Origin of the sequence: Bacillus sp. LBG-1-113 (genome assembly GCF_020708615.1) — a bacterium.
In the GTDB taxonomy this organism is placed as follows: domain Bacteria; phylum Bacillota; class Bacilli; order Bacillales; family Bacillaceae; genus Bacillus; species Bacillus mojavensis.
In genome coordinates this window covers 1-14,955 of sequence record NZ_JAJFDG010000002.1, presented here as the reverse complement: position 1 = coordinate 14,955, position 14,955 = coordinate 1, and the positions used below count along the sequence as shown (strand labels likewise).

Sequence of the window (14,955 nt, the reverse complement as noted above, 5' to 3'; positions counted from 1 at the left end):
TTTTTCTTACCAGCTTGCTTTTTTCACACCGGGAATGTGGCCTTTATGCGCCAGCTCCCTAAAAGCAATTCTGGACATTTTAAATTTTCTCATATATCCTCTCGGGCGGCCCGTTACCATACAGCGGTTATGGAGTCTTCCAGGTGCTGAATCTCTCGGCAGCTGACTGAGGGCTTTGTAATCTCCTTTTGCCTTTAACTCCTGTCTAATAGCTGCATATTGTTCAACAAGCTTCTGGCGTTTCAATTCTTTTGCCACTTTTGATTTCTTAGCCAAGAAAAAAACCTCCTTTAAATCGTAATGTTTACGATTTAAAATGTATCATGTTGTATTCTAAAATGCAAGCACATCGCTCGGTAAAACAGACGGTCTAAGCCGTCCATTCTATTTATGCAATTCAACATAATAAAGCAGAGCATCTTTATGTTTGATCAGTTCATTTTTGTTTTCAGAGGTTTTCATTGTACCGTTAGAATCTTTTATACTGCTGCCGATCAATACAGGTTTTCCGAAAGAAATCGGCTCCGCTGATGATATATTCTGAGTCATTTCCTGTGTACTGCTGACGTCACGCTGGAAACGATGAAGCAGCCGTGCTGCTCCCTTGTTCATCAACAATGCCAAAGTGAACGGTGCTCATTTTTTTCTTCTCTTCCTCATTCTCAAAATAAACAAATTGTAATGTGTCGGGATTTTCTTCCGCATAATCAGCAGTTATCGGACCTATCGTTTCAACAAGCTTTCCGTTTTGGTAATGTTCAATGTACATGTCAGCCTCAGAAATGCTTTCGTTGATATTAGTCACTTCCGCAGCGAAGGAATGTGGAGCCGCAATCTTCATTCTGTTTTTTTCAATATCTGAAACATCTGCCTCTTTGATTTCCATGTGCTTCGTATTTCCGCATGCAGACAGCATAACCATCAGAGAAAAGGCACTAATAAGTATTCTCATAAAAACAGCCTCCTTTTTTGATTATCATACCATGCTCGGAGGCTGTGTTTTCGCTTAAACTGATGCTTGATTCTCTTTGACAAAATAAGTGTTTCCGACGGCTTCTCCTCTTTTTTTCTGAAGCTTCCTTGTCCGCTCATTTTCGAACGGCAAAAGCGGAAAGACAAGCTCTGCAAAATAGTACGCTTCTTCTAAATGAGGGTAGCCGGAAAAAATAAATGATTCAATGCCAAGGGCCTGGTACTCCGCTATACGGTCGGCAATGGTCTGCGGATCTCCGACAAGAGCCGTGCCTGCCCCTCCTCTGACCAGGCCGATACCCGCCCACAGATTCGGGCTGATTTCAAGCTTTGTCCGATCGCCTCGATGAAGCTCCGCCATCCGCCTTTGACCCGAAGAATCAGCACGGCGCAAAGCGTCCTGTGCTTTGGCAATCGTGTCATCATCCAAATGGCTGATTAAACGCTCAGCCGCTTCCCACGCCTCATGTTCTGTTTCACGTGCGATCACATGCAGCCTGATGCCGAACCGCACAGTTCTTCCCTCTTTTTCCGCTTGCTTTTTGACTCTCTCAATCTTTTCTTTTACCTGCTCAGGAGGCTCCCCCCACGTTAAATACACATCTGTATGCTTTGCCGCGACTTCAATTCCAGCCTGTGAGGATCCGCCGAAATAGATAGGCGGGTGCGGTGTTTGCCGCGGCGGGAATAGCAGATTGCTGTTTTCCACTTTAATATGTTTTCCTTCAAAGGTAACCGTTTCTCCGCGCAAAAGCCCCCGCCAAACAGTTAAAAATTCGTCCGTTGCTTCATAGCGCTCATCATGACTGATAAACAGTCCGTCCCCGGCTAGCTCGTACGGATCGCCCCCTGCCACAACATTAATCAAGAGCCGTCCATCTGAAATGTGATCTAAGGTAGAGGTCATTCTGGCTGCAAGAGAAGGCTGCATTAACCCGGGCCGTACCGCGACTAAAAACTTTAAGTCTTTTGTTTCTCCCGCTAACGCCGAGGCGGTGAGCCAAGGGTCCTCGCACGATCTTCCCGTCGGCAGTAGGACGCCTGTATACCCTAGCCTGTCAGCGGCCTGCGCCACTTGTTTAAAGTATTCATGATCTGCCGTCCGTCCATCGCTTTCCGACCCTAAATACCTTGCGTCTCCATGCGTCGGAATAAACCAAAGAATGTCCATATCACTCTCTCCTTTTCGTCTATTTTCCCTCGTAACTGTTTCTCCACTTTAATAGCTTTCGTTCTAGCAGCCTGACAAAAGAATCCGTCAGCTTTCCAACCACCGCAAAAATGATAATCCCGGCAAACACTTTATTTGTTTGTGAGAATTGTCTGGCATCCATGATCATGTAACCGACCCCAGAACTCGAACCCATCAGCTCCGCTACAACAAGCCCAAGCCATGCAATACCTAGCGATAAACGAATGCCGAGCAATATATTGGGCAGGGATGCCGGCACAATCACTTTTGTCATCTGCTGGTGCCATTTAAATTCAAGCACCCGGGCAACTTCGAACAGCTTAGCGTCAACTCCGCGAATGCCGTTAAATGTATTGATATACACAGGGAAGAAAGCGCCGAGCGCAATCAGCAAAATTTTAGATATTTCATCAAAACCGAACCATAAAATAAACAGCGGCGTGACAGCCAGATGCGGAACGGTTCTGAGCATTTGCAATGATGCGTCAAGATACAATTCCGTCCGTTTAGAGAATCCGGCCAAAATACCGATCAAAAGTCCAAGACCCGCACCAAGTACAAAACCAAGCGCTGCGCGGTATATACTGATTTGCAGATGGCCAAAGAGCTCGCCTGTCAAAATGAGTTCTTTAAACGTCAGCAAGATCGCAACAGGAGTAGGGAGCACTGTCGCCGACACGATGCCAAGACTGCCGATCACCTGCCAGATGGCTATGAGCACAGCAGGCAGCAGAAGCCCCTTTGCCCACCCGTATTTGATTCTATGGGGCTTTCTTTGTATCGCTTCAGCATTTGCTTTCGGCAGTGAACCTGCAGCCTCTGCTTTCATGATGGATCACCTCCAGAGACGTTTTCCTTTAACGCTTTTTTGATAAATGAATTATCAACAACTTCTCTCACATCAATTTTCTTATCTATCGCTTTTGTTTTAAATTGAAAATCCGCTGTCTCCTGCTGCGCTTTTATAATGTCTTCACGAATAACCTCATTCAGAGGCTCCGTATTTTTCAGCACATTTTCTACGACCCTTTTATCGAGATCTTTTATTTTTGCATACAAGTCAGCCGCTTCATCCGGATGTTCCTTTTGCCATACAACCGCCTGGTTAAAAACCTTCAGAAAACGGACCACTTCGTCTGGATGTTCCTTAGAGAATGTTGTTCTCACTAATGTAAACCCTGGTGAATATAAATCGGTGCTTTCACCATTCACAAGAAGCTTTGCTCCGTGTTTGATTGTTTCTAAGGATAGGTACGGCTCCCAGATGGACCAAGCGTCAACCGAACCGTTTTCAAACGCAGAAGCCGCTTCATCAGGCTGCAGCTGAATAATCGTCACGTCATCAGCTGACAAACCTGATTGATCAAGCGCTTTATACAAAAAGTCAAAGCCGCTGCTGCCTTTCGCTACAGCAATTTTCTTTCCTTTTAAATCTTTGACCTCCTTAATCCCGCTGTCTGGATTCACAAGTATGCCGTTCGCCTTTAATCCGTCCTGAGACAAGCCGATTTCTTTAAAATCAATGCCTGCCGCCTGTCCAGCGATCACTGGTGAATTGCCGACTTGAGAAAAGTCAAGTTTATCTGCTGCAAGCCCTTCAAATTGTGGCGGCCCGCTTTGAAACTCCACCCATTTCACCTTGATGCCTTCTTTTTCAAAAGCCTTTTCAAACCATCCTTTTTCCTTGGCAATTAAAAGCGGGCTTAAGCTTTGCTGTATTCCGATCCGAATTTCTTTCAATGGTTTTTTATCACCGCTGGCTCCATTTGCTCCGCACCCTGCCAGCAGAAAAAAAATAGATGCCAATACAATGATTCCTTTTTTCATATCTGCTTCAGCCCTTTCTATATCCCTGATCCTTCTGCATACTCAACGTCTTCTGTTTTTTCGAATTCCGACAGCACCTTCTGTCTGATCGCTTGGAAATCAGGCGTCGTCCTGTTTCGGGGATAAGCCAGATGAATTGGCATCAGCTTATGAATTTTTCCCGGTTTGGCTTTTAGGATCTCAATCTCATTCCCTAAGTAAACAGCTTCATCTATATCATGAGTGACGAGTATCATCGTTGTTTTTTTCCTCCGCCATATATCCAGCAGCACGTCTTGAAGGTGTTTTCGAGTAAACGCGTCTAACGCACCGAACGGTTCATCCAAAAGCAGCACCTCCGGCTCCCGCAGAAGAGCTCGTGCGATGGCCACTCTTTGAGACATACCGCCCGACAGCTCACGCGGATATGCTTTCTCCGATCCTTTTAATCTGACAATCTCGATCAGTTCATCTACCTTCTGTTTGACTTTAGGATCTTTCAAATTCAAATCGGCGGCAATATTCTGCTCAACCGTCAGCCAAGGAAAGAGACGGTGTTCCTGAAAAATAAATCCTTGCTGAATACCTGGTGCAGTCACATGCCGTCCGTTAATTTCGATACGCCCGCTAAAATCAGAATCAAGTCCTGCAATTATCTTTAAAAGTGTGCTTTTTCCGCATCCGCTCGGTCCGATGAGCGTTAAAAACTCACCCGGTGCAATTGATAATTGAATATTCTCCAAGACCGCAGTTTTGCGGCCTTCTTGAGCAAATGCTTTTTCCTTGATACTGATGGTCACAGCCACTTTTATCCCTCTCCTTCTGCCAACCCCGCCTTCTAAAAAAACAAAAAGGCCCCCATCTCTGTTTTTTGTAGAGATGAGAGCCTTCGGCGGTCCGATCAGCTGCCCAATTGTTTTTTGTTTGAATATCATGTTAATTCAAATTATTCCGATATGTCAACTCTTTTTTATCCAATATTTTTTGTATTAATGTTTATCACTTACTTTTCATATTCGCAAATAGCGCTTTTTTCTTTGAAGCCTATATCATCTCTATTTAGCTGTTCTGCCAAGGGTTTTCTGCTTTATTTAATAGTTTTTATCGCATTATATAAATGATTATTTTATAATGATTATAAAATAATATTGACTTTTTACTTAGAGATGATATTATGTTCATATAAATTCCAAGAGGTGATGACATGAGTTCAAATAAACTGACAACTAGCTGGGGCGCTCCAGTTGGAGATAATCAAAATTCAATGACTGCCGGTTCTCGCGGACCAACTTTAATCCAAGATGTACACTTACTCGAAAAATTGGCCCATTTTAACAGAGAACGTGTTCCTGAGCGTGTCGTTCACGCTAAAGGTGCAGGCGCACACGGTTATTTTGAAGTGACAAACGATGTAACAAAATATACAAAAGCTGCTTTCTTATCAGAAGTCGGCAAACGCACACCTTTGTTCATCCGTTTCTCAACAGTTGCCGGTGAACTTGGCTCTGCTGACACCGTTCGCGACCCGCGCGGATTTGCTGTTAAGTTTTATACGGAAGAAGGAAACTATGACATCGTCGGTAACAATACGCCGGTATTCTTCATCCGCGATGCGATTAAGTTCCCTGATTTTATCCATACACAAAAAAGAGATCCAAAAACACACTTGAAAAATCCTACAGCTGTATGGGATTTCTGGTCACTTTCACCGGAATCTTTACACCAAGTGACGATCCTGATGTCTGACCGCGGAATTCCTGCTACACTTCGCCACATGCATGGTTTTGGAAGCCATACATTCAAATGGACAAATGCCGAAGGCGAAGGCGTATGGATCAAGTACCACTTTAAAACAGAACAAGGCGTGAAGAACCTTGATGTGAAGACAGCAGCAAAAATTGCCGGTGAAAACCCGGATTATCATACAGAAGATCTGTTCAATGCAATCGAAAACGGCGATTTCCCTGCATGGAAATTATATGTGCAAATCATGCCTTTAGAAGACGCAAATACGTATCGCTTCGATCCGTTTGATGTCACAAAAGTATGGTCTCAAAAAGACTATCCGCTCATTGAAGTCGGCCGCATGGTTCTTGACAGAAATCCGGAAAACTACTTTGCTGAAGTAGAACAAGCAACATTCTCACCTGGAACACTGGTCCCCGGTATTGATGTATCACCGGATAAAATGCTTCAAGGGCGTCTGTTTGCGTATCATGATGCGCATCGCTACCGTGTCGGAGCAAACCACCAGGCCCTGCCGATCAATCGCGCACGCAACGAAGTAAGAAACTATCAGCGTGACGGACAAATGCGCTTTGACAATAACGGCGGCGGCTCAGTCTACTACGAGCCAAACAGCTTCGGCGGACCGACTGAGTCACCTGAGGATAAACAAGCGGCTTATCCAGTACAAGGAATGGCTGACAGCGTAAGCTACGATCACAATGATCACTACACACAAGCCGGCGATCTCTACCGTTTAATGAGCGAAGAGGAACGCACCCGCCTTGTAGAAAATATCGTAAATGCAATGAAACCGGTAGAAAAAGAAGAAATCAAACTCCGCCAAATTGAGCACTTTTATAAAGCTGATCCTGAATACGGAAAACGTGTGGCAGAAGGCTTAGGTTTGCCGATTAAAAAAGAAGTTTAATCGCATAGAAAAAACCCGCTGTTTAATTCAGCGGGTTTTTTACATAGATTCACGGACTGCCGTATGCTTCTCGTCAATCTTCATATAAATTTTCTCCAATAACTCTTCATTATTCATTATCTCCCGCTTGTTCTGTTCAATAAGAAGCGCCAGCGGCAGCATCTGATTGCCATATGTTTTTCGTTTTCTGAAGTGTCTTCTCCCTTTCTCTTTTTTGGTTCCCATCATTTCTCCCTCCTTTAAAAATAAAAAGGCCCTTATCTCAAAAGATAAGAGCCTTCGGTGATCCGATCAGCAAATGGTGGAAATGTATATTAGCTATATTAAAACGTATTCAATTTAGACTGTCAATCGCTTTTGTATACTGTTACTTATAAAGTTTGCTGCCTTGTTTTACAAATTCCTCAGCTTTTTCTTTCATACCCTCTTGAATGGCATCCCACTCATTGAGCTCTTTGTCTTTGGCATAATCACGGATATCCTGAGAAATTCTCATGCTGCAAAATTTCGGCCCGCACATCGAACAGAAATGAGCCGTTTTTGCCCCTTCGGCAGGCAGTGTCTCATCATGATATTCAAGTGCTCTTTCCGGATCGAGCGACAGGTTAAATTGGTCTCGCCAGCGGAATTCAAAGCGGGCTTTTGATAAAGCGTCATCTCGTATTTGCGCGCCCGGATGCCCTTTTGCAAGATCAGCCGCATGCGCCGCAATTTTGTATGTAATAACCCCTTCCCGCACATCTTCACGGTTTGGCAGCCCTAGATGCTCCTTCGGCGTCACATAACAAAGCATGGCCGTTCCATACCAGCCGATCATCGCCGCGCCGATCGCTGATGTAATATGGTCATAGCCCGGTGCAATATCCGTCGTCAGCGGTCCTAGCGTGTAAAAAGGCGCTTCTTTACAGATTTCCATTTGTTTATCGACGTTCTCCTTGATTTTATGCATCGGCACATGACCAGGCCCCTCAATCATCACCTGAACATCATGCTTCCAGGCAATTTGCGTGAGTTCTCCGAGCGTCTCTAATTCAGCAAACTGCGCTTCGTCATTGGCATCGGCAATTGACCCTGGGCGAAGCCCGTCTCCAAGAGAAAAGGCAATATCATACGTTTTCATAATTTCACAGATTTCTTCAAAATGAGTATACAGAAAGCTTTCCTGATGATGAGCCAGACACCACTGTGCCATAATCGCTCCTCCGCGTGACACAATTCCCGTTGTCCGTTTAGCGGTTAACGGTACATATCGCAGCAAAACACCCGCATGAATCGTGAAATAATCCACACCCTGTTCAGCCTGCTCAATCAGCGTGTCACGGTAAATTTCCCACGTTAAATCCTCCGCTACACCGTTTACTTTTTCAAGCGCCTGATAGATCGGCACGGTGCCAACCGGAACCGGGCAATTTCTGATAATCCATTCACGCGTCGTATGAATGTCTTTCCCCGTGGAAAGATCCATCATCGTATCTGCTCCCCAGCGAATCGCCCACGTCATTTTTTCCACTTCTTCTTCAATCGAAGACGTAACCGCTGAATTTCCGATATTCGCGTTAATTTTCACATGAAAATTCCGGCCGATAATCATTGGTTCACTTTCTGGATGATTAATATTTGCTGGAATGATCGCCCTGCCGCTGGCTACCTCATCTCTCACAAATTCCGGAGACACATGCTCACGAATTGCGATAAACTCCATCTCAGGTGTAATGATTCCTTTTTTGGCATAATGCATTTGAGTGACATTTTGGCCCGCTTTCGCCCGCAGCGGTTTCCGCTTTAACCCGGGGTAGCTTACATTAGGGTTAGCCTTTTTATAGCCGTTGTCTTCTGGCTTCACAGCACGTCCATCGTATTCTTCAACATCGCCGCGCCCAGTGATCCACTTGTGACGGAGCGGTTTTAAACCTTCTTGAATATTAATCTTCACATCGGGGTCCGTATACGGTCCGCTTGTATCATAGACACGAACCGGTGCGTTTTCCTCTTCGCCAAATGATCCTGTCGTCGGACTAAGTTCAATTTCTCTCATCGGCACTTGAATATCCGGCGATGCACCCTCTACATATACTTTTTTACTCCCCGAAAAACTCGACATAATGGAAATGTTGGCTTGCTGCACTGAATGATTTTGCATTACTTATCCTTCCCCTCTCTTTGTTTGAAAGGACAAAATCAAGCCCATAACCAGCACAAAAAACCGGATTCAGTTGAATGAACCCGGTTACAGTCAGAAAGAAACATATTATTGCAGTATACGGCAACAATAAAAACAATTCCTCTACTTCCCCACGCTGGTACGAACCAGATCAGGTCCAAAGGGTTAAGAAGCATATCTTCTCTCTCAGCCCGCCAGCGGGCACCCCTAGTAACTATTAATTTCCCACTCATCTTATCATAAAAACAAACTGAAAAAAAGAGGAATGTATAAAATATTCAGCATATTCAAGACAAATATGTAATTGGCAATGCTGTTTCAGAGACACCATTTTCATGAAGCAACACCTCATACGTATTTGCATGAAATCTTGAACTTACAGCCTGAAAAAACTGATCATCAATAAAGTGAAGAGCTGCTCCATCATCCGCCGCATAACCGTTGCTCAACGCTTTCTCTAATATCAGGCGATGATATGAAGGTCTCCGATCCTTCTCCCCATCATAATGAGGACAAAAACTGCCTTGCAAAAAACCTAAGCTTTTCAAGCCGGTCAGCTGTCCGGCAGAATCCGTCACTCCTTCTTCAAACCAGCAGATCGCACCGGCACTTAGTCCCGCCAAAATAGTGCCGTTCTCCCAAGCTTCTCTTAATATATGATCCAGTCCCCACTCCTTCCACAGCACCAGTAAATTTCTTGTATTTCCTCCGCCGACATAAATCACATCTTTCTCCAAGATAAAGGAGGCTAAATCTGTTGTCGGCGGCTTAAACAAAGACAAATGAGACGGGTCACAATCAAGCTGTTGAAAAGCATGATAAAACCGCTGGACATAATTCTCTGCATCCCCGCTTGCCGTTGGCAGAAAACAAATGCGAGGTGAGGGCTGCTTTGACTGATTAATGATAAATTGATCAAGAACCAGATGATCTGGTTCCATTGAAAAACCACCGCCGCCCATCGCAATAATTTGTTTCATCATCCGACTCTCCCAAGAAAATATTTTATCCATTATAGCACTTTCGCATAAAAGCATGAGACAAGGCAAAAATACCTTTGAACCAGGAGGTGACCGAAAAAATGGAACAAGACCGTTTGGCAAACCACGAAACAGTTGATTTACACGAAATCCTCAACTTCAAAACCGTATGTTTACTTAAATCAAAAATGATGCAGGGGCTGGTGTTCGATCAGGAACTGAGAGCCCTTATGGAGAAGGATGTACAGCAGTCTGTACGGGACGTAACTGAACTTCAGAGCCTCTATCAAAAGGCTCCGACAATAACAGGAGGTGACGATCATTGAACGATTTCTTAGACCCGAAAAACGCAAAAGGCATGCCTGACCTTGCTGATTCGGCACTCGCCCTTGATTTCTTAATTTCCGTAAAAACCGGTATCAAAAATTATGCTGTCGCCATCACGGAAACCGCAAGCCCAGAACTCAGAACAGCATTGCGCAATCAATTGGACGCCGCCATTTACCTGCACGGCGAACTATCACAGCTCATGATGGAAAAAGGCTGGCTTTTCCCTTCTGACTTGGACAAACAATTTCAAATCGATATGAAATCAGCACAAACAGCCATTGATATCGCCGGGCTAAAACTTTTCCCTGATAACACGAATCGTCTCGGAACATTCGCAACACCCGATCACTAAATAATAAGGAGACATCATGCATGAAAGCTGTTACGTATCAAGGCATTAAAGACGTCCGCGTCAAAGAGGTAAAAGCGCCAGAAATCAAAAAACCTGATGATATCATCGTCAAACTGACAACCACAGCAATCTGCGGCTCTGACTTACACCTAATTCATGGCATGGTTCCCAATTTCCCTGAAGATTATATCATCGGCCATGAACCAATGGGCATTGTGGAAGAAACAGGCCCCGACGTTCACAAGGTCAAAAAAGGAGATCGTGTCATCATACCGTTTAACGTCAGCTGCGGCGAATGTTTCTTTTGCAAAAACCAGCTTGAAAGCCAATGTGACAATTCAAACGCAAACGGCGAAATCGGCGCTTATTTTGGCTATTCAGAATCAGCAGGCGGCTATCCCGGAGGCCAGGCTGAATACATGCGTGTCCCCTATGCTAACTTCACTCCCTTTAAACTGCCTGATGACTGTGAAATAGAAGATGAGAAATTAGTATTGCTTTCAGACGCTATGTCGACTGCCTATTGGAGCGTTGACAACGCAGGAGTAAAAGAGGGAGATACCGTCATTATTCTCGGCTGCGGTCCAGTCGGGCTGCTCGCGCAAAAATTCGCATGGATGAAAGGCGCCAAAAGAGTCATTGCAGTGGATTATGTAGACTACCGCCTTCAGCACGCCAAAAAAACAAACAATGTAGAGACCGTTAATTTCGAACACTTAGAAAACGCCGGATTATATTTGAAAGAAATCACACAGGGCGGTGCAGATGTCGTCATCGACTGCGTGGGAATGGACGGCAAAATGTCCCCGCTTGAATTTCTCGCCACCGGTGTTAAAATGCACGGCGGAGCCATGGGTGCATTAGTAACGGCGGCACAGGCTGTCAGAAAATGCGGCACAATTCAAGTGACAGGTGTGTATGGAATGAGATACAACGCATTTCCATTCGGAGACATCTTCCAAAGGAATGTAAATATCAGAACCGGGCAAGCCCCTGTCATTCATTATATGCCGTACCTGTATGATTTGATTGCTACAGGTAAAGTAGATCCGGGCGACATCATCACACATATTCTGCCGTTAGATCAAGCAAAGCACGGATATGAGGTGTTTGATACGAAAACAGACGGAGCTATCAAAGTGCTTCTGAAACCATAAAAAAAGGCGGTCTCTCATTTTGAGAAACCGCCTTTTTATTTTATTGCTCCACTCTTCTTAATGCTTCGTTTACTGTTTCTTTTATAAACGCATCTTCCCCCGTCAAACTGTCTAATCTGAGTTCGCCGCTTCTCAGTCTTTCTGAAAGATTGTTAATATCCTCCTCGACTGTAATTTGCAGTTCACCAGCTAAAAACATTCTATGTAATTCATCAGCGACCATCGTTTCTTTATTCATTCATGTCTCCTCCTTTACTCAAGCATCAATTTTAGTCTGTCCCTCAGATGAACGATTATAGGAAAAAAGGTTCATTTATTTCAAAATAAATGAACCTTTTTTCCTTCTTCCCACGTATAACTGTTGAGAAAAAGAAAAAGGGGAAGATCAACATGTCATTTTTCAAGAAACTTGCAGCAAGTGCCGGCATCGGCGCAGCAAAAGTCGATACCATTCTGGAGAAAGATGCGTATTGTCCAGGAGAAGAAGTCCGCGGAACTGTACATGTAAAAGGCGGAAAAATCGCCCAGGATATCCGCTACATTGACTTACAGCTCAATACAAAATATGTCATTGTAAAAGACGATGAAGAGCACCGGAAATACGCAACTATTCATTCTGTTCGGGTAACTGGTTCATTCACCATTCAGCCTGGAGAAGAACATCAATTTCCGTTCTCCTTCATCCTGCCTCTTGATACACCGATTACTGTAGGAAAGGTAGAAGTCGCAGTAGTGACAGACCTTGACATTCAAGGCGGTATTGATAAATCAGATCACGATCGTATCTTCGTAGAAGCACATCCCTGGGTTGAAAATGTGTTAGAAGCAATTGAAAACCTTGGCTTCCGTCTTAACGAAGCAGACTGTGAACAGGCATCTTATTTCCAGCGCCGCCTACCTTTCGTTCAAGAATTTGAGTTTGTTCCAACATCAGGCTATTACCGTCAGATGCTTGATGAATTAGAGCTTATTTTTCTTTTAGAGGAAGACGGTTTAGAAATTATTTTCGAAGTCGATCGCCGGGCAAGAGGCCTGCGAGGATGGCTGGAAGAGATGTATAATGACGGAGAGCAGCTCGTACGTGTCCGTTTCAGACAATCAGAGCTTGATGATATCGAACAACTTGAAGAGGTATTAGAAGAGATCATCGACCAATATGCTGAGTAAATAACAAAAAGGAGCCTATAATAAACATAGGCTCCTTTTTTTAATAAAAACAAAACCCTGTTTCTTACTTATGTAAGAAACAGGGTTCTATTGGATACCGGTGGTCGGGGTCGAACCGACACTCCAGAAGGAACACGATTTTGAGTCGTGCGCGTCTGCCAATTCCGCCACACCGGCAAGTTTTACGTCGTATCTAACCGACGAATATAAATATATCATGGATATGATAAAGTGTCAATGGATTTTAAAAAAGTTTTTTTGGAAATATAATAATAAGTAGCTAAAGCAATTTTCTATGAAATGCAGCCCAATGCTTACATCGACATATTCATACAATAAAAAAATGATCTACATAAGTAGATCAATGATATGATTAGCTTCATTATATTTTCAAGCACAAACACCAATTTAACTTATCAAGTAAGTAAAATTGGTGCCGAGGGCCGGACTTGAACCGGCACGGTAGTCACCTACCGCAGGATTTTAAGTCCTGTGTGTCTGCCAATTCCACCACCCCGGCAAAAGAAAGGCGACACCCGGATTCGAACCGGGGATAAAGGTTTTGCAGACCTCTGCCTTACCACTTGGCTATGCCGCCGTAATTGGAGCGGAAGACGGGATTCGAACCCGCGACCCCCACCTTGGCAAGGTGGTGTTCTACCACTGAACTACTTCCGCATCTTAAGGGACTTAATACATTATATGCAATTGATATAAAAGTGAGACTGGGCTAGCTGGATTCGAACCAACGCATGACGGAGTCAAAGTCCGTTGCCTTACCGCTTGGCTATAGCCCAATGATAATATGGGGCGATTGATGGGAATCGAACCCACGAGTGCCAGAGCCACAATCTGGTGCGTTAACCACTTCGCCACAACCGCCATAATCTCAAGATGTCATAAATTTGGCAGGGGCAGTAGGAATCGAACCCACACCGGAGGTTTTGGAGACCTCTGTTCTACCGTTAAACTATGCCCCTATAAATGGTGGAGGGGGGCAGATTCGAACTGCCGAACCCTGAGGGAGCGGATTTACAGTCCGCCGCGTTTAGCCACTTCGCTACCCCTCCACATTAAGTTTTGAAAAAACAGTGCCGGCAAGAGGACTTGAACCCCCAACCTACTGATTACAAGTCAGTTGCTCTACCAATTGAGCTACACCGGCATAGGTGGTGGCTCGGGACGGAATCGAACCGCCGACACACGGATTTTCAGTCCGTTGCTCTACCAACTGAGCTACCGAGCCTTATTATTTAAATGGCGGTCCGGACGGGACTCGAACCCGCGACCTCCTGCGTGACAGGCAGGCATTCTAACCAACTGAACTACCGGACCATTTTGATTTTAATTGGTTGCACCCTTTGGGCGCTCCTTATTTAAAAGGATATATTTTTTGGTTGCGGGGGCAGGATTTGAACCTGCGACCTTCGGGTTATGAGCCCGACGAGCTACCGAACTGCTCCACCCCGCGATGATAATGGTGGAGGATGACGGGCTCGAACCGCCGACCCTCTGCTTGTAAGGCAGATGCTCTCCCAGCTGAGCTAATCCTCCATCATATAATGACCCGTACGGGATTCGAACCCGTGTTACCGCCGTGAAAGGGCGGTGTCTTAACCGCTTGACCAACGGGCCCAGACTTTCAATTGTGATTATGTATAAATATCAGTGGCGGAGAGCAAGGGATTCGAACCCTTGAGACGGAGTTGACCGCCTACACGATTTCCAATCGTGCTCCTTCGACCACTCGGACAGCTCTCCAATAATGGCTCCGCAGGTAGGATTCGAACCTACGACCGATCGGTTAACAGCCGATAGCTCTACCACTGAGCTACTGCGGAATGAAGTCTGCCTGGCGATGTCCTACTCTCACAGGGGGAAACCCCCGACTACCATCGGCGCTGAAGAGCTTAACTTCCGTGTTCGGCATGGGAACGGGTGTGACCTCTTCGCCATCATCACCAGACAATTTCAGTGACATTTAACATTATACTATGTATATCTTAAAAAGTCAAGAGTTTTTTTGAGAGTGTTCTCTCAAAACTAGATAACAGATGTGACATCATTAGAAATTAGGTTAAGTCCTCGATCGATTAGTATCTGTCAGCTCCATGTGTCGCCACACTTCCACCTCAGACCTATCAACCTGATCATCTTTCAGGGATCTTACTTCCTTGCGGAA

The 14,955-nt window shown here is 44.8% G+C and carries 14 protein-coding genes, 16 tRNA genes, 2 rRNA genes, 1 pseudogene and 1 riboswitch; of the genes and pseudogenes, 5 read left to right on the top strand and 28 right to left on the bottom strand.

Annotation, left to right across the window (positions count from 1 at the left end):
* Positions 1-6: 6 nt before the first annotated feature.
* The 6 genes and pseudogenes from rpsN to LJF29_RS06120 all read right to left on the bottom strand — a co-directional run bounded on the left by rpsN (position 7) and on the right by LJF29_RS06120 (position 4,776).
* Positions 7-276 (bottom strand): 30S ribosomal protein S14, encoded by a 270-nt coding sequence (rpsN, locus tag LJF29_RS06145; protein WP_229147593.1) that lies wholly within the window; start codon positions 274-276, stop codon positions 7-9.
* A 108-nt stretch (positions 277-384) separates the two neighbouring features.
* A pseudogene (locus LJF29_RS06140) lies at positions 385-916 on the bottom strand (hypothetical protein).
* 90 nt (positions 917-1,006) lie between these two features.
* Positions 1,007-2,143, bottom strand: coding sequence for an FMNH2-dependent alkanesulfonate monooxygenase (ssuD, locus tag LJF29_RS06135; RefSeq protein WP_010333487.1), 1,137 nt, complete (start codon positions 2,141-2,143; stop codon positions 1,007-1,009).
* A 19-nt stretch (positions 2,144-2,162) separates the two neighbouring features.
* Positions 2,163-2,996, bottom strand: coding sequence for an ABC transporter permease (locus tag LJF29_RS06130; RefSeq protein WP_229148164.1), 834 nt, complete (start codon positions 2,994-2,996; stop codon positions 2,163-2,165).
* Positions 2,990-3,991, bottom strand: a complete 1,002-nt coding sequence (locus LJF29_RS06125; protein ID WP_229147592.1) for an aliphatic sulfonate ABC transporter substrate-binding protein — start codon at positions 3,989-3,991, stop codon at positions 2,990-2,992. Before LJF29_RS06125 ends, LJF29_RS06130 begins: the two co-directional genes overlap by 7 nt.
* Positions 3,992-4,008: 17 nt before the next feature.
* On the bottom strand, positions 4,009-4,776 hold the full coding sequence (locus LJF29_RS06120) for an ABC transporter ATP-binding protein (RefSeq protein WP_229147591.1): 768 nt from the start codon (positions 4,774-4,776) through the stop codon (positions 4,009-4,011).
* Between the two features lie 398 nt (positions 4,777-5,174).
* On the opposite strand from LJF29_RS06120, the gene katA reads away from it, so the two are divergent.
* Positions 5,175-6,626, top strand: a complete 1,452-nt coding sequence (katA, locus tag LJF29_RS06115) for a catalase KatA (RefSeq protein WP_010333483.1) — start codon at positions 5,175-5,177, stop codon at positions 6,624-6,626.
* A gap of 39 nt (positions 6,627-6,665) precedes the next feature.
* On the opposite strand, the gene LJF29_RS06110 is transcribed toward katA, so the two are convergent.
* The 3 genes from LJF29_RS06110 to LJF29_RS06100 all read right to left on the bottom strand — a co-directional run bounded on the left by LJF29_RS06110 (position 6,666) and on the right by LJF29_RS06100 (position 9,767).
* A complete protein-coding gene (locus LJF29_RS06110; protein WP_229147590.1) occupies positions 6,666-6,851 on the bottom strand; it encodes an FbpB family small basic protein in 186 nt (61 codons plus the stop codon).
* 142 nt (positions 6,852-6,993) lie between these two features.
* Positions 6,994-8,766 carry a phosphomethylpyrimidine synthase ThiC gene (gene thiC, locus LJF29_RS06105; protein WP_010333481.1) on the bottom strand — a complete coding sequence of 591 codons (1,773 nt, stop codon included), beginning with the start codon at positions 8,764-8,766 and terminating at the stop codon, positions 6,994-6,996.
* 132 nt (positions 8,767-8,898) lie between these two features.
* Positions 8,899-9,006, bottom strand: a riboswitch (TPP riboswitch).
* 68 nt (positions 9,007-9,074) lie between these two features.
* Positions 9,075-9,767: a Type 1 glutamine amidotransferase-like domain-containing protein gene (locus LJF29_RS06100; protein ID WP_229147589.1), complete on the bottom strand. Its 693-nt coding sequence runs from the start codon at positions 9,765-9,767 to the stop codon at positions 9,075-9,077.
* A gap of 101 nt (positions 9,768-9,868) precedes the next feature.
* Here LJF29_RS06100 and LJF29_RS06095 point away from each other — a divergent pair, with 101 nt between their 5' ends.
* The 3 genes from LJF29_RS06095 to LJF29_RS06085 are packed head-to-tail and all read left to right on the top strand — an operon-like array spanning position 9,869 to position 11,606.
* Complete coding sequence (locus LJF29_RS06095; protein WP_010333480.1) at positions 9,869-10,093, top strand: hypothetical protein; 225 nt, start codon at positions 9,869-9,871, stop codon at positions 10,091-10,093.
* Positions 10,090-10,449 (top strand): spore coat protein, encoded by a 360-nt coding sequence (locus LJF29_RS06090; RefSeq protein WP_211090770.1) that lies wholly within the window; start codon positions 10,090-10,092, stop codon positions 10,447-10,449. Before LJF29_RS06095 ends, LJF29_RS06090 begins: the two co-directional genes overlap by 4 nt.
* Positions 10,450-10,469: 20 nt before the next feature.
* Positions 10,470-11,606 carry a zinc-dependent alcohol dehydrogenase gene (locus LJF29_RS06085; RefSeq protein ID WP_168747259.1) on the top strand — a complete coding sequence of 379 codons (1,137 nt, stop codon included), beginning with the start codon at positions 10,470-10,472 and terminating at the stop codon, positions 11,604-11,606.
* A 40-nt stretch (positions 11,607-11,646) separates the two neighbouring features.
* Here LJF29_RS06085 and LJF29_RS06080 read toward each other — a convergent pair whose 3' ends face one another.
* A complete protein-coding gene (locus LJF29_RS06080; RefSeq protein WP_010333477.1) occupies positions 11,647-11,844 on the bottom strand; it encodes a hypothetical protein in 198 nt (65 codons plus the stop codon).
* 152 nt (positions 11,845-11,996) lie between these two features.
* Between LJF29_RS06080 and spo0M the strand changes: the two genes are divergently transcribed.
* On the top strand, positions 11,997-12,773 hold the full coding sequence (gene spo0M / locus LJF29_RS06075; protein ID WP_168747258.1) for a sporulation control protein Spo0M: 777 nt from the start codon (positions 11,997-11,999) through the stop codon (positions 12,771-12,773).
* A 95-nt stretch (positions 12,774-12,868) separates the two neighbouring features.
* On the opposite strand, the gene LJF29_RS06070 is transcribed toward spo0M, so the two are convergent.
* The 18 genes from LJF29_RS06070 to LJF29_RS05985 form a co-directional block, all read right to left on the bottom strand.
* A tRNA-Leu gene (locus tag LJF29_RS06070) sits at positions 12,869-12,950 on the bottom strand.
* A gap of 254 nt (positions 12,951-13,204) precedes the next feature.
* A tRNA-Leu gene (locus LJF29_RS06065) sits at positions 13,205-13,293 on the bottom strand.
* Between the two features lie 7 nt (positions 13,294-13,300).
* Positions 13,301-13,371 (bottom strand) — tRNA-Cys (locus tag LJF29_RS06060).
* A 5-nt stretch (positions 13,372-13,376) separates the two neighbouring features.
* Positions 13,377-13,451: transfer RNA gene (locus LJF29_RS06055), tRNA-Gly, on the bottom strand.
* A 47-nt stretch (positions 13,452-13,498) separates the two neighbouring features.
* A tRNA-Gln gene (locus LJF29_RS06050) sits at positions 13,499-13,570 on the bottom strand.
* 9 nt (positions 13,571-13,579) lie between these two features.
* Positions 13,580-13,655, bottom strand: a tRNA-His gene (locus LJF29_RS06045).
* Between the two features lie 24 nt (positions 13,656-13,679).
* Positions 13,680-13,753 (bottom strand) — tRNA-Trp (locus LJF29_RS06040).
* A gap of 5 nt (positions 13,754-13,758) precedes the next feature.
* Positions 13,759-13,843, bottom strand: a tRNA-Tyr gene (locus LJF29_RS06035).
* 22 nt (positions 13,844-13,865) lie between these two features.
* Positions 13,866-13,938 (bottom strand) — tRNA-Thr (locus LJF29_RS06030).
* A gap of 5 nt (positions 13,939-13,943) precedes the next feature.
* Positions 13,944-14,019: transfer RNA gene (locus LJF29_RS06025), tRNA-Phe, on the bottom strand.
* Positions 14,020-14,031: 12 nt separating this feature from the next.
* A tRNA-Asp gene (locus LJF29_RS06020) sits at positions 14,032-14,108 on the bottom strand.
* Between the two features lie 59 nt (positions 14,109-14,167).
* Positions 14,168-14,244 (bottom strand) — tRNA-Met (locus LJF29_RS06015).
* A 7-nt stretch (positions 14,245-14,251) separates the two neighbouring features.
* Positions 14,252-14,327, bottom strand: a tRNA-Val gene (locus LJF29_RS06010).
* A 9-nt stretch (positions 14,328-14,336) separates the two neighbouring features.
* Positions 14,337-14,408: transfer RNA gene (locus LJF29_RS06005), tRNA-Glu, on the bottom strand.
* Positions 14,409-14,442: 34 nt separating this feature from the next.
* Positions 14,443-14,534, bottom strand: a tRNA-Ser gene (locus LJF29_RS06000).
* 5 nt (positions 14,535-14,539) lie between these two features.
* Positions 14,540-14,614: transfer RNA gene (locus tag LJF29_RS05995), tRNA-Asn, on the bottom strand.
* 9 nt (positions 14,615-14,623) lie between these two features.
* Positions 14,624-14,739, bottom strand: a 5S ribosomal RNA gene (gene rrf / locus LJF29_RS05990).
* Between the two features lie 107 nt (positions 14,740-14,846).
* A 23S ribosomal RNA gene (locus LJF29_RS05985) occupies positions 14,847-14,955 on the bottom strand; the annotation flags it as partial.

Excerpts from the sequence above, each read along its gene's own strand:
- ssuD (WP_010333487.1), bottom strand. The coding sequence starts at position 2,143 with ATGGACATTCTTTGGTTTATTCCGACGCATGGAGACGCAAGGTATTTA.
- LJF29_RS06125 (WP_229147592.1), bottom strand. The coding sequence starts at position 3,991 with ATGAAAAAAGGAATCATTGTATTGGCATCTATTTTTTTTCTGCTGGCA.
- katA (WP_010333483.1), top strand. The coding sequence starts at position 5,175 with ATGAGTTCAAATAAACTGACAACTAGCTGGGGCGCTCCAGTTGGAGAT.
- LJF29_RS06110 (WP_229147590.1), bottom strand. The coding sequence starts at position 6,851 with ATGGGAACCAAAAAAGAGAAAGGGAGAAGACACTTCAGAAAACGAAAA.
- thiC (WP_010333481.1), bottom strand. The coding sequence starts at position 8,766 with ATGCAAAATCATTCAGTGCAGCAAGCCAACATTTCCATTATGTCGAGT.
- LJF29_RS06100 (WP_229147589.1), bottom strand. The coding sequence starts at position 9,767 with ATGAAACAAATTATTGCGATGGGCGGCGGTGGTTTTTCAATGGAACCA.
- LJF29_RS06095 (WP_010333480.1), top strand. The coding sequence starts at position 9,869 with ATGGAACAAGACCGTTTGGCAAACCACGAAACAGTTGATTTACACGAA.
- LJF29_RS06085 (WP_168747259.1), top strand. The coding sequence starts at position 10,470 with ATGAAAGCTGTTACGTATCAAGGCATTAAAGACGTCCGCGTCAAAGAG.
- LJF29_RS06080 (WP_010333477.1), bottom strand. The coding sequence starts at position 11,844 with ATGAATAAAGAAACGATGGTCGCTGATGAATTACATAGAATGTTTTTA.
- spo0M (WP_168747258.1), top strand. The coding sequence starts at position 11,997 with ATGTCATTTTTCAAGAAACTTGCAGCAAGTGCCGGCATCGGCGCAGCA.